The 12,188-nt window shown below is 68.3% G+C and carries 11 protein-coding genes; 2 read left to right on the plus strand and 9 right to left on the minus strand.

The annotated features are described in order from the left end of the window. The first annotated feature begins 152 nt into the window (after positions 1 to 152). Positions 153 to 1,010: a phosphatase PAP2 family protein gene (locus tag JHN63_RS41615; protein WP_234478473.1), complete on the plus strand. Its 858-nt coding sequence runs from the start codon at positions 153 to 155 to the stop codon at positions 1,008 to 1,010. Here the strand turns inward: JHN63_RS41615 and JHN63_RS41620 are convergent. The 8 genes from JHN63_RS41620 to JHN63_RS41655 all read right to left on the minus strand — a co-directional run bounded on the left by JHN63_RS41620 (position 998) and on the right by JHN63_RS41655 (position 10,737). Beyond that, the gene (locus JHN63_RS41620; RefSeq protein WP_200690323.1) at positions 998 to 2,833 is read right to left on the minus strand and encodes a chitinase; all 1,836 of its coding nucleotides are present in this window, start codon (positions 2,831 to 2,833) and stop codon (positions 998 to 1,000) included. The two genes, JHN63_RS41615 and JHN63_RS41620, sit on opposite strands and share 13 nt — an antisense overlap. A gap of 142 nt (positions 2,834 to 2,975) precedes the next feature. Beyond that, a complete protein-coding gene (locus JHN63_RS41625) occupies positions 2,976 to 3,428 on the minus strand; it encodes a hypothetical protein (RefSeq protein ID WP_200690324.1) in 453 nt (150 codons plus the stop codon). Between the two features lie 125 nt (positions 3,429 to 3,553). Continuing rightward, complete coding sequence (locus tag JHN63_RS41630; protein WP_200690325.1) at positions 3,554 to 4,981, minus strand: FAD-binding oxidoreductase; 1,428 nt, start codon at positions 4,979 to 4,981, stop codon at positions 3,554 to 3,556. A gap of 29 nt (positions 4,982 to 5,010) precedes the next feature. Next, positions 5,011 to 5,811 (minus strand): ABC transporter permease, encoded by an 801-nt coding sequence (locus tag JHN63_RS41635; RefSeq protein ID WP_200690326.1) that lies wholly within the window; start codon positions 5,809 to 5,811, stop codon positions 5,011 to 5,013. Beyond that, positions 5,812 to 6,738, minus strand: coding sequence for an ABC transporter permease (locus tag JHN63_RS41640; protein ID WP_200690327.1), 927 nt, complete (start codon positions 6,736 to 6,738; stop codon positions 5,812 to 5,814). After that, on the minus strand, positions 6,738 to 7,892 hold the full coding sequence (locus tag JHN63_RS41645; protein WP_200690328.1) for an ABC transporter ATP-binding protein: 1,155 nt from the start codon (positions 7,890 to 7,892) through the stop codon (positions 6,738 to 6,740). Before JHN63_RS41645 ends, JHN63_RS41640 begins: the two co-directional genes overlap by 1 nt. Before the next feature lie 5 nt (positions 7,893 to 7,897). Continuing rightward, on the minus strand, positions 7,898 to 9,145 hold the full coding sequence (locus JHN63_RS41650) for a PotD/PotF family extracellular solute-binding protein (RefSeq protein WP_200690329.1): 1,248 nt from the start codon (positions 9,143 to 9,145) through the stop codon (positions 7,898 to 7,900). A 56-nt stretch (positions 9,146 to 9,201) separates the two neighbouring features. Next, a complete protein-coding gene (locus tag JHN63_RS41655; RefSeq protein ID WP_200690330.1) occupies positions 9,202 to 10,737 on the minus strand; it encodes a gamma-aminobutyraldehyde dehydrogenase in 1,536 nt (511 codons plus the stop codon). Between the two features lie 211 nt (positions 10,738 to 10,948). Here JHN63_RS41655 and JHN63_RS41660 point away from each other — a divergent pair, with 211 nt between their 5' ends. Continuing rightward, positions 10,949 to 11,530, plus strand: a complete 582-nt coding sequence (locus JHN63_RS41660) for an NADAR family protein (protein ID WP_200690331.1) — start codon at positions 10,949 to 10,951, stop codon at positions 11,528 to 11,530. Between the two features lie 122 nt (positions 11,531 to 11,652). On the opposite strand, the gene JHN63_RS41665 is transcribed toward JHN63_RS41660, so the two are convergent. Next, the coding region (locus tag JHN63_RS41665) for a DUF4190 domain-containing protein (RefSeq protein WP_200690332.1) at positions 11,653 to 12,188 on the minus strand (536 nt) is incomplete at its 5' end.

Consider the following 12,188-nt stretch of genomic DNA (forward strand, 5'->3'; position numbering starts at 1 on the left):
GGCCTGACGCCCACAGCCCCAGCCTGTGAATCACGGTGGATGAAAGGGCTGGGGCTGTGGGCGTCAGGCCGTGTGAAGAAGGTGTGCGGGGTGCATGGCGGGACGCGATTCCGCCTGTCGCACCAGCAGCCACTGCCGTAGGTTCTACCCAGATGAGAGATACACCCCGCCCACAGGGGACTGTGGGCGACGCCAGGCCGGGGCCTCCCCAGCTTCGACCTGGTCGTGCCCTCGCGCACACAACAGGAGCCTCTGGCTCCGAATCTCCTCACCGATCGGACAGTCGCCCGCCCCAAACCCCCCGGGGCGGCCGACCCGCCGATCCGGACGGCCGGCCTGGAACTACCCCCCCTGTTCCAGGTCGGCCGACCTCCTTCCAGTGGCTGTTTCTCGCCCTTCCCGCGCTCCTCTTCGCGCTGATCACCTGGCAGGTCGCCGCCGACGGCCCCCTCCTCCGCCTGGACACCCGCCTCAGCCGCGCCCTCGTCCACCCGGACCGCTTCTCCGAACTCCTCTCCGACCTCGGCAACTTCCAGGTCGCGGTACCCGTCCTCGCCGTAGTCCTCGTCTACGTCGGCCACCGCGCCCGTGCCAGTGGTACGGACCGCTGGTGGCTGCCACCCCTCGCGGCGGCCGTGCTGATGGCCCTGGTCCCGGCACTGGTCGTCCCCGTGAAGGAACTGATCGCCCGCGGCGGCACCCCGGCGGTCCCACCCGGCACCGGCTACTACCCCTCCGGCCACACGGCCACCGCGATGATCGCGTACGGCGCCTCGACCCTGGTTCTCCTCCCTTGGCTCCGCACGTCGTACGCCCGCCGCGGAGCCGTCGCGATCTGCGTCCTCCTCGTCGCGTGCGTCAGCTTCGGGCTGGTCCGGCGGGGCTACCACTGGCCACTGGACGTGATGGCCAGTTGGTGCCTCGGGACCGTGCTGCTCGCGTCGCTACGGCTGTTCCTCGGCCGGGACCGAAGCGCGAGCCACGACCGAAGCGAGCCTCAGCCGAAGTAGCCGTCGAACGTCTTCTGGAACTCCCAGTTCGAGTAGCGGTCCCAGTTGATCGACCAGGTCATCAGGCCGCGCAGGGTCGGCCAGGTGCCGTGGGTCGTGTACGCGCCGCAACTCACCTTCTTCGTCAGGCAGTCCAGGGTTTTCGTGACCTCGGCGGGAGCCACGTAACCGTTGCCCGCGTTGACCGACGCCGGCATGCCGATGGCGATCTGGTCTGGGCGCAGGGCCGGGAACACGTTGGTCGTGTCGCCCGCGACCGGGAAGCCGGTGAGCAGCATGTCGGTCATCGCGATGTGGAAGTCGGCGCCGCCCATGGTGTGGTACTGGCCGTCGAGTCCCATGATCGGGCCCGAGTTGTAGTCCTGGACGTGCAGCAGGGTCAGGTCGTCGCGCAGGGCGTAGATGACGGGCAGATACGCCCCGCACCTCGGGTCCTGGCCGCCCCACTTGCCGGTGCCGTAGAACTGGTAGCCCATCTGCACGAAGAAGGTCTCGGGCGCCATGCTCAGCACGAACTTCGCCCCGTACTTGGCCTTCAGGGTCTTCAGGGCGGCAATCAGGTTGACCACCACGGGAGTTGTGGGGCTCTTGAAGTTCGTGTCGCTCGCGTCGAGCGACAGCGAGTGGCCCTCGAAGTCGATGTCCAGGCCGTCGAGGCCGTAGGTGTCGATGATGTTCGAGACGGATGAGACGAAGGTGTCCCTCGCCGCCGTGGTGGTCAGTTGGACCTGGCCGTTGGCGCCGCCTATGGAGATCAACACCTTCTTGCCCGCTGCCTGTTTGGCCTTGATCGCGGCCTTGAAGTCAGCGTCGCTCTCGACGTTCGCGCACTCTCCCCCACTCTCGGCTTCGCTCGAGCGGGAGGGGCCCCCATCCGGGCAGCGGTTGAACCGGATGTCGCCCGAGGTGGCGGAGGTCGGTTCGCCGAAGGCCAGGTCGATGACGTCCCAGCTGTCGGGCACGTCGGTCAGGCGCGTGTAGCCGGAGCCGTTGGCGAAGCTCGCGTGCAGATAGCCGACCGGGGCGTGGGTCGGCAGTCCGGTGCCGGGACCCGAGCCGGTGGACGTCGTCGCGGTGACCGCCGTCGACTTCGCGGACTCGCCCGCGTCGTTGACCGCCGTGACCTGGAAGCTGTACGCCGTCGCGGCCGACAGACCGCTCACGGTGGCCGAAGTGCCGCTCGCCGTCTGGACTTTCACCCCGTCGCGGTAGATCGCGTAGCTCGTCGCGCCGGTGACGGCGGACCAGGAGAGGGCGACGGAGGAGGAGGTGACCGAGCCAACGGCGAGGCCTGTGGGGGTGGTTGGCGGCTGGCCCGGGTCGACCGCCGGGCCGGTGAGGGAGATGTCGTCGGCGTAGTAGGCGCCGGTGGCGTACCAGCCGTGCGTGTAGATCGTGACCTTGGTGGTGGACGGGCCAGTGGTGAAGCTCGTCGTCAACCGCTGCCAGTCGGGGGCCGATTGGGTCCAGGTCGAGACATCGGTGGTGCCGGTGCCGCTCGCGCCGAGGTAGACGTAGCTGCCGCGGACGTAACCGGCGAGCGAGTACTGCGCGTTCGGTTTCACGGTCACCGTCTGCGCGCACTGGGCGTAGTCGTTGCCGGCCGGGGTCGCCTGCAACGCCGAACTGCCGCCGTGCACGGGCGACTTGACCGTCGTACCGCTGTTCGCGGAGCAGGACCAACTGTCGAGGCCCGCTTCGAAGCCTCCGTTCTTCGCCAGGTCCGCGTCGGCCGCACGGGCGGCCGACGAGAGCGCGGTGATACCGGACACGGCCAGGGCCGCGGTCACGAACACGGCAAGGACAGGTCTGGAGCGATCCACAAGTGCCTCCGGGCATGGGGGAATTGGAGGGGTGGAGCGCGCTCAATTTGGTCCAGACCAATTGCCGCTGTCAAGACATGCGTTGCCAGGACATGCGCTGCCGGGACATGCGTCGCCAAGACATCTGCCGGCTACCCGTCCATCACTGCTCCTCCTCCGTCGCCAGCCCCGCCGCCGCCTCGTGCATGGCGAGTTCGAGGAGCGCGGGATCGGTGAGGGTGCCGGAGCCGTCCGGCGGTACCAGCCAGCGGACCCCGCCGGTGGACCGGCCGGGGTACGGCACGACGATCCAGGTGCCGAGTCCGGCCGTACGGATACCGGTGCCCAGCCAGCGGGTCGCGGTGCCGGGCGGTACCAGGAAGCCCATGCGTGCGTCGCCGAAGTCGACGAGTACCGGGCCCAGTTGATCGATGACCCGGGTGAGCACATCGAGCGTGGGATAACCGAGCTCACCCGGCAGGATGAGTACGTCCCAGGCCTTGCCGGCGGGCAGCAGCGCGATCCCCTGGGGGTTGCGCTCCCATTCCCAGCGGCAGGCCTCCGGATCCGGAGCCACGGATGCCAGCCACTCGACGGCCGTCTTCGCCCCAGTCATGAGGAGACCTCCCTTTCTCATGTCGACGCTGGTCGCGTCACAGGAGAGAGGGAGGTCTTCACGTGGCATTACGCGGGTTCCGGCACCCCGAAGGAGTGAACCGGATCACATCCCGTGGGCCGGGCTCAGCTGTCGAAGCCGAGGCCCAGCTTGTCCATCGTCTTCAGCCACAGGTTGCGTCGGCCGCCGTGTGAATCCGCGTGCGCCAGCGACCACTTGGTGAGCGCGATGCCGGTCCAGGCGAAGGGCTCGGGCGGGAAGGGCAGCGGCTTCTTGCGGACCATCTCCAGTTCCGTGCGCTCGGTCCGCTCCCCCGCGAGCAGGTCCAGCATCACGTCCGCGCCGAAGCGGGTGGCGCCCACGCCGAGTCCGGTGAAGCCCGCCGCGTACGCCACCTTGCCCCGGTGGGCGGTGCCGAAGAACGCCGAGAAGCGCGAGCAGGTGTCGATCGCGCCGCCCCACGCGTGGCTGAAGTTGAGGCCCTCCAACTGCGGGAAGCACGTGAAGAAGTGCTCGGCGAGCTTCGCGTACGTCTCCGGGCGGTCGTCGTACTCGGCGCGCACCCGGCCGCCGTACGGATAGATCGCGTCGTAGCCGCCCCACAGGATGCGGTTGTCGGCGGAGAGGCGGAAGTAGTGGAACTGGTTCGCCGAATCGCCGAGACCCTGGCGGTTCTTCCAGCCGATCGACGCCAACTGGTCGGCGGAGAGCGGCTCGGTCATCAGCGCGTAGTCGTAGACCGGGACGGTGTACGAGCGGACGCGCTTGACCAGGTTCGGGAAGATGTTGGTGCCGAGCGCGACCCGGCGGGCGCGGACCGAGCCGTAGGACGTGCGTACGGCCATGCCGGCGCCGTACGGCTTGAGGGCGAGGGCGGGGGTGTGTTCGTAGATGCGGACGCCGAGTTGGAGGCAGGCGCGCTTCAACCCCCAGGCCAGCTTTGCCGGGTTGAGCATCGCGACGCCCCGGCTGTCGTACAGGCCGGCCAGGAAGGTCGGCGAGTCGACCTGTTCGCGGACCGCTTCCGCGTCCAGGAACTCGGTGCCGTCGGCGAGGCCCTTGCTCTTCAACTCGGCGTGCCAGTCGTGGAGTTCCTCGGCATGGTGCGGTTCGGTGGCGACGTCGATCTCGCCGGTGCGCTCGAACTCGCAGTCCAGGGAGTAGCGGGCGACCGCGCTCTCGATCTCGTCGAGGTTGCGGGCGCCCAGCTCCTCCAGTGTGTGGATCTCGTCGGGCCAGCGGGTGAGGCCGTTGGACAGGCCGTGGGTGAGGGAGGCGGCGCAGAAGCCGCCGTTGCGGCCCGAGGCGGCCCAGCCCACCTCGCGGCCTTCCAGCAGGACGACATCCCGCTGCGGGTCGCGCTCTTTCGCGATGAGCGCGGTCCACAGTCCGCTGTAACCGCCGCCGACGACCAGCAGATCGCAGGTCTCGGTGCCGGTGAGCGCGGGCTCGGGGTGGGGCTTGCCGGGGTCGTCCAGCCAGTACGGGACCGGCCGGGCTTCGGAGAGGGACTTCGTCCAATTGGTGTTACGGCTCATGGCGCTTGGGGCCATGATTTCAACTCCCTACAGGGCGCTAGCGGTTATGCCTTCACCTTGTTGCGGCGGTTGGTGATCGCCATGGAAACGAGCACCAACAATACGGCGACGAGGAACATGGCCGTACCGATGACATTGATCTGAACGGGTGTCCCGCGCTGTGCCGAACCCCAGACGAACATGGGGAAGGTGACGGTCGAACCCGCGTTGAAATTGGTGATGATGAAATCGTCGAAGGAGAGCGCGAAGGAAAGCAGCGCGCCTGCCGCGATTCCGGGGGCCGCGATGGGGAGGGTGACGCGCAGGAAGGTCTGCGCCGGGCCGGCGTAGAGGTCCTGGGCGGCCTGTTCCAGGCGCGGGTCCATCGACATCACTCGGGCCTTGACGGCGGTGACGACGAAGCTGAGGCAGAACATGATGTGGGCGATCAGGATGGTGTAGAAGCCCAGTTGGGCGCCCATGTTGAGGAACAGGGTGAGCAGCGAGGCCGCCATGACGACCTCGGGCATCGCCATCGGCAGGAAGATCAGCGAGTTGATCGCGCCGCGTGCGCGGAAGCGGTAGCGGACCAGCGCGAAGGCGATCATCGTGCCGAGGACGGTGGCGCCGATGGTCGCCCAGACGGCGATCTGGAGGCTGATGCTCAGCGATCCGCACATGTCGGCGACACCGCACGGCTGCTTCCAGGCGTCCAGCGAGAACTGCTGCCACTCGTAATTGAAGCGCCCCTTCGGCTTGTTGAAGGAGAACACCGTGACGATGACGTTCGGGAGCAGGAGATATCCGAGGGTCACCAGGCCCGCGATGACGACGAGATGGCGTTTGAACCAGCGTACGACGGCCATTTAAACCAGATCCTCCGTCCCGGACTTGCGAATGTAGATGGTCACCATGGCGAGAATGGCGGCCATGAGGATGAAGGAAAGAGCCGCCGCCGTCGGATAGTCCAGAATGCGCAGGAACTGCGTCTGGATGACGTTTCCGATCATGCGGGTGTCGGTGGAGCCGAGGAGTTCGGCGTTGACGTAGTCACCGGCCGCCGGGATGAAGGTCAGCAGGGTGCCGGAGACGACGCCGGGCATCGACAGCGGGAAGGTGACCTTGCGGAAGGTGGTGAACGGCTTGGCGTACAGATCGCCGGCCGCCTCGTGCAGCCGTCCGTCGATGCGTTCCAGCGAGGTGTAGAGCGGAAGCACCATGAACGGCAGGAAGTTGTACGTCAGTCCGCAGACGACCGCGAGTGGCGTGGCCAGGACGCGGTCGCCCGAGGTCCAGCCGAGCCAGTTGGTGACGTCCAGGACGTGCAGGGTGTTGAGGGCGCCGACGACCGGGCCGCTGTCCGCGAGGATCGTCTTCCAGGCGAGCGTGCGGATCAGGAAGCTGGTGAAGAAGGGCGCGATCACCAGGATCATGATCAGGTTCCGCCAGCGTCCCGCGCGGAAGGCGATGAGGTACGCCAGCGGGTAGCCGAGCAGCAGACAGAGGATGGTCGCGGCGGCGGCGTAGAAGACCGAGCGCAGGAACTGCGGCCAGTACTCGGACAGCGCGTCCCAGTAGGTGGCGAAGTGCCAGGTGACCTTGTAGCCGTCCTCCAGGGAGCCCGTCTGGATCGACGTGGAGCCCTGGTAGATCATCGGCAGCGCGAAGAAGACGATCAGCCAGAGAATGCCGGGCAGCAGCAGCCAGTACGGCGTCCAGCGGCCCCGCTTCTTGCGCGGCGGCTTCTCCTGTGGCGCGGGCGCCAGGGGCGGCGCCTCGGTGACAGCGGCCATCAGGCGGCCTCCTCCTCGATGTCGACGCCGGCGTCGATGTCCTGCGCCGCGTCGAGGCCGAAGGTGTGGGCCGGGTTCCAGTGCAGGACGACGTCGGCGCCGGGCCGCAGCCGGGCGTCGCGGTCGATGTTCTGGGCGTAGACCTCGAACTCGGGGCAGACCGGGCTGTCGATGACGTACTGGGTGGAGACGCCGATGAAGCTGGAGTCGGCGATCTTGCCGGTGATGCGGTTGCGGCCGGCCGGGATCTCGCCCGCGTCGTCCGCGTGTGTGAGCGTGATCTTCTCCGGTCGTACGCCGACCAGGACCTTGCCGCCGGTCGTGGTGGGCGCGGAACATCGCGCCTCGGGGAGGACGAGCTTGCCGCCGCCCGCCTTGAGGATGATCTCGTCGCCACTCTTGGAGTCGACCTCGGCCTCGATGAGGTTGGAGGTGCCGAGGAAGTTGGCGACGAAGGTGGTGTTCGGGTTCTCGTAGAGGTCGCTGGGCGAGCCGAGTTGCTCGACCTGGCCCGCGTTCATCACGGCGACCGTGTCGGCCATGGTCATGGCCTCCTCCTGGTCGTGGGTGACGTGGATGAACGTGATGCCGACCTCGGTCTGGATGCGCTTGAGCTCCAGCTGCATCTGGCGGCGCAGCTTGAGGTCGAGGGCGCCGAGGGGCTCGTCGAGGAGGAGCACCTTGGGGTGGTTGATCAGGGCGCGGGCCACGGCGACGCGCTGCTGCTGGCCGCCGGAGAGCTGGTGCGGCTTCTTCCGTGCCTGCTCGCCGAGTTGGACCAGGTCGAGCATGTCGACGACCTGCTGCTTCACCGACTTGATGCCGCGCCGGCGCAGACCGAAGGCGACGTTCTCGAAGATGTCGAGGTGCGGGAAGAGGGCGTACGACTGGAAGACGGTGTTCACCGGCCGCTTGTAGGGCGGGAGGTTGGTGACTTCCTGGTCGCCGAGGAACACGGTTCCGGAGGAAGGTTCCTCCAGGCCCGCGATCATGCGCAGGGTCGTGGTCTTGCCGCAGCCGGAGGCGCCGAGCAGGGCGAAGAAGGAGCCCTGGGGCACGGTCAGGTCGAGCGGCTGGACGGCCGTGAAGCCGTTGTCGTAGGTCTTGCTGATACCGGAGAGGCGGACGTCGCCGCTGGTGTCCTTGGTGTTCATCGTCGTCACGCCCCTGTGAGCTTTGCGAACTTCTGCTGGTAGGCCGTCTCTTCCTTCGAGCTCAGGGAGCGGAAGGCGTGGGACTTGGCCGCCATGGCCTTGTCGGGAAGGATCAGCGGGTTGCTCGCCGCGGACTTGTCGAGCTTGGCGAGATACGGCTTCACGTCGGCGACCGGGCTGACGTAGTTGACGTAGGCGGCGAGTTCGGCGGCCGGCTCGGGCTCGTAGTAGTAGTCGATCAGCCGCTCGGCGTTCGTCTTGTGGCGCGCCTTGTTGGGGATCAGCAGGTTGTCGGTCGACGTCATGTAGCCGGCTTCGGGGATGACGTAGCCGACGTCCGGGTTGTCCGACTGGAGCTGGACGATGTCGCCGCCCCAGGCGACGCACGCGGCGAAGTCGCCCTTGGTGAGGTCGGACGTGTAGTCGTTGCCGGTGAAGCGGCGGATCTGGCCCTTGTCGACGGCCTTCTGGAGGCGGGCGATGACCGCGTCGTAGTCGTCGGTGGTGAACTTCGCCGGGTCCTTGCCCATGTCGAGCATGGTCATGCCGACGCTGTCGCGCATCTCCGTGAGGAAGCCGACGCGGCCCTTGAGCTTGGGGTTGTCGAGCAGGTCGGAGATCGACTTCACCTCGACGCCGTCGAGCGCCTTCTTGTTGTAGGCGATGACGGTCGAGATGCCCTGCCATACGTACGAGTACGCCCGGCCCGGGTCCCAGTCGGGGCTGCGGAACTGGTCCGAGAGGTTGGCGTAGGCGTGCGGAAGGTTGGACGCGTCCAGTTTCTGGACGTAGCCCAGGCGGATCATGCGGGCGGCCAGCCAGTCGGTGAGGACGATCAGGTCGCGGCCGGTGGACTGGCCGGCGGCGAGCTGCGGCTGGATCTTGCCGAAGAACTCGTCGTTGTCGTTGATGTCCTCGGTGTACTTGACCTTGATGCCGGTCCGCTTGGTGAACGCGTCCAGGGTCGGGCGGTGCTTGCCGCTGTCGTCCGTGTCGATGTACTCGGGCCAGTTCGAGAAGTCGATCTCCTTCTCCGTGGCCGAGTGGTCGTCGGCGGACACGCCGCCCTGCGTCTTGCCTGCCGCGGGGATCCCGCAGCCGCTCAGGGCCCCGAGTCCGCCGACCGCGAGCGCGCCGCCCGCGGAGGCGCGCAGCACCGAACGGCGGGTCATGGCGGACCGGCTCTTGCGGAAGCTGCGCCGCGCGGCGGCCACTTCGGCCGGGGTCAGGCGGTCGGGCTCGTACTGCTTCATGCGCGTGCTGCCCTTTCGGGAGGAGACGGCCGCGGCTTCGGCGGCCGTCAGTTCTGCTATCGGTCCCCGAAGATCGTGCGGTGCCAGTCCTTCCTGGCGACCGCGGTGTTGTCGAACATGACGTGCTTGATCTGGGTGTATTCCTCGAACGAGTAGGCGGACATGTCCTTGCCGAAGCCGGACGCCTTGTAGCCGCCGTGGGGCATCTCGCTGATGATCGGGATGTGGTCGTTGATCCACACGCAGCCCGCCTTGATCTCGCGGGTCGCGCGGTTCGCCCGGTAGACGTCGCGGCTCCAGGCGGAGGCGGCGAGGCCGTACGGGGTGTCGTTGGCGAGCGCGATGCCTTCGTCGTCGGTGTCGAAGGGCAGGACGACGAGCACCGGTCCGAACAGCTCGGACTGCACGATCTCGCTGTCCTGGGCGGCGTCCGCGACCAGGGTGGGGCGATAGTACGCGCCGTTCTTGAGATCTCCCTGAGGAGCCTCGCCGCCGGTCACCACGCGCGCGTAGCCACGCGCCCGGTCGACGAAGCCGGCGACGCGGTCGCGCTGGACGTGTGAGATCAGCGGCCCGAGGTCGGTGCCCGGGGCGAAGGGATCGCCGACCCGGACGTCCGCCATGAGGGCTGCGGTCTTCTGGACGAACGCTTCGTAGAGGGGCCTTTGCACGTACGCGCGCGTGGCGGCCGTGCAGTCCTGCCCGGTGTTGATGAGCGAACCGGCGACGGCTCCGTTGACGGCGGCTTCGAGATCGGCGTCGTCGAAGACCACGAAGGGCGCCTTGCCGCCCAGCTCCAGGTGGATGCGCTTGACGGTGGCGGTGGCGATCTCGGCGACGCGCTTGCCTACGGCGGTGGAGCCGGTGAAGGACGTCATGGCCACGTCCGGGTGACCGACGAGATGCTCACCGGCCTCCTTGCCGGTCCCCGTGATGATGTTGATGACACCGTCCGGGATGCCGGCCTCGGTGGCGGCCTGCGCGAACATCAGCGAAGTGAGCGGGGTCAGCTCGGCGGGCTTCAGGACGATCGTGTTGCCCGCGGCGATCGCCGGGAGGATCTTCCAGGCGGCCATCTGGAGGGGATAGTTCCAGGGCGCGATGGAGCCGACGACACCGATGGGTTCACGGCGTACGTACGACGTGTGGTCGCCCGAGTACTCACCGGCGGACTGCCCCTGGAGGTGCCGTGCGGCACCGGCGAAGAAGGCCGTGTTGTCGATGGTGCCGGGGATGTCGAACTCGCGGGTCAGCTTGAGGGGCTTGCCGCACTGGAGGGACTCGGCGCGGGCGAGGTCGTCCGCGCGCTCGGCGAGCACGGCGGCGAAGCGGTGCAGCGCGTCGGAACGCTCGCCGGGCGTGGCGCCCGACCAGCCCGGGAAGGCGGCGCGGGCGGCGGCCACGGCCGCGTCCACGTCCGCCGTGCCGGCCAGCTCGTACGTGTACACGTCCTCGCCGGTGGCCGGGTCGACGACCGCGTGGGTGCGGCCGGAGGTGCCCTTGGTCAGGCGGCCCGCGATGAACTGCGCGCCGTCCGCGAAGAACTCCTGTGCGGGGAATCGTTCCGGGGTCTCGCTGCCCGGGTGGTGCATGTCGCTCTCCTCCGCCTTCGCCCCGCTTCGTCCGCTGGCGGGTGGCGTAGCTCCAGCTCGATTTGAATGCCGATCCTGACAGAGCAAAGGGACTCCAACAAGTGATTCCGTTGTTGCCTTTTGGTTACGCGACGGAATCCTTCGACCAGGTGTCGAGTCCGTACGGAAAAGGGGGGACGGAGTGTCAGTGGTGCCTGCAAGACTCGCGTGTATGGACAGGATCACGGGGAAGCTCGCCGGAGCGATCGACTCGCAGGAAGCCCTGATCAGGGAAGTGCGCGCGGGGGTCAGGATCAAGTATCTGCACTTCTGGGGCCATCGGCCACGCCCGGACGGACGGGTGGACGCGAGCTGTCTGAGCCAGTGGTGGCCCTCGCCGTTCACGGTGGACGGGGTGACGTATGCGACCGCCGAGCACTGGATGATGGCGGGCAAGGCGCGGCTGTTCGGCGATGCGGAGGCGCTCGCGCGGGTGCTGGCCGCCGGTCATCCGTCCGTGGCGAAGAAGGCGGGACGGCTGGTGCGGGGCTTCGACGAGGAGATCTGGGCACGGGAGCGGTTCGGGATCGTCGTCGAGGGGAGCGTCCACAAGTTCGCGGCGGACGCGGAGCTGCGGGCGTTTCTGCTGGGCACCGGGGAGCGGGTGCTGGTGGAGGCGAGCCCGGTGGACCGGGTGTGGGGGATCGGGCTGGCCGCGGACGACGCGGCGGCGGAGGATCCCGAGCGGTGGCGGGGGCCGAATCTGCTGGGGTTCGCGTTGATGGCGGCGCGGGAGCGGTTGCGGGTGGGGTGAGTCGGGCGGCCCCAAGGGCCGGGGCGACGACATGTTGTACGGCGGGTCGGACCCCGAGGTGGGTCCGACCCTGGGGTGAGTAGGGCCTCGGGTGGGTCGAGCCCTCGGGTGGGTCGGGCTCGTCAGGCCTGGGGCAGGAAGGGTGCCGTCAGGCTGGGCGCCGAGTTGTAGAAGGGGTCGGAGTCCGTGGTGTCGGTGCCGTCGCCGTGTCGTACGGCGAACGCGATGAAGATGATCATGAAGGTGATCGTGATGACACCGAGGGCGGTCCCGATGATCCCCGTGATCAGCCCGGCCTGGGCCTGACCCCGGTTCGTGGCCTCGCCCCGGTCGGCCCGCTTCTTGCCCTTGATGCCGAGGATGATCGCGGTGATACCGAGGCCCAGCGAGACGACACCGTAGAAGCAGAACAGGCAGCACGACAGGATGCCCAGCACCATCGCCGCGGTGCCCATGTTGTTCTGCGGGGCCATCGGCATACCGGGCCAGCCGTAGCCCTGCGGGTAGCCGGGATAGCCGTATCCGCCGGGAGCGCCGGGGCCGGGACCGGGACCGGGACCGGGACCGGGTTGGGCGTAACCGCCGGGGGCGTTGGGCGGGGCGTAGCCGGGAGCGCCGTAGGTGGGGAGGCCCTGGGATGTGCCGGGGGGACCGTAGC

The sequence above is a fragment of the Streptomyces sp. MBT65 genome, from assembly GCF_016612545.1.
Taxonomy (GTDB): Bacteria; Actinomycetota; Actinomycetes; order Streptomycetales; family Streptomycetaceae; genus Streptomyces.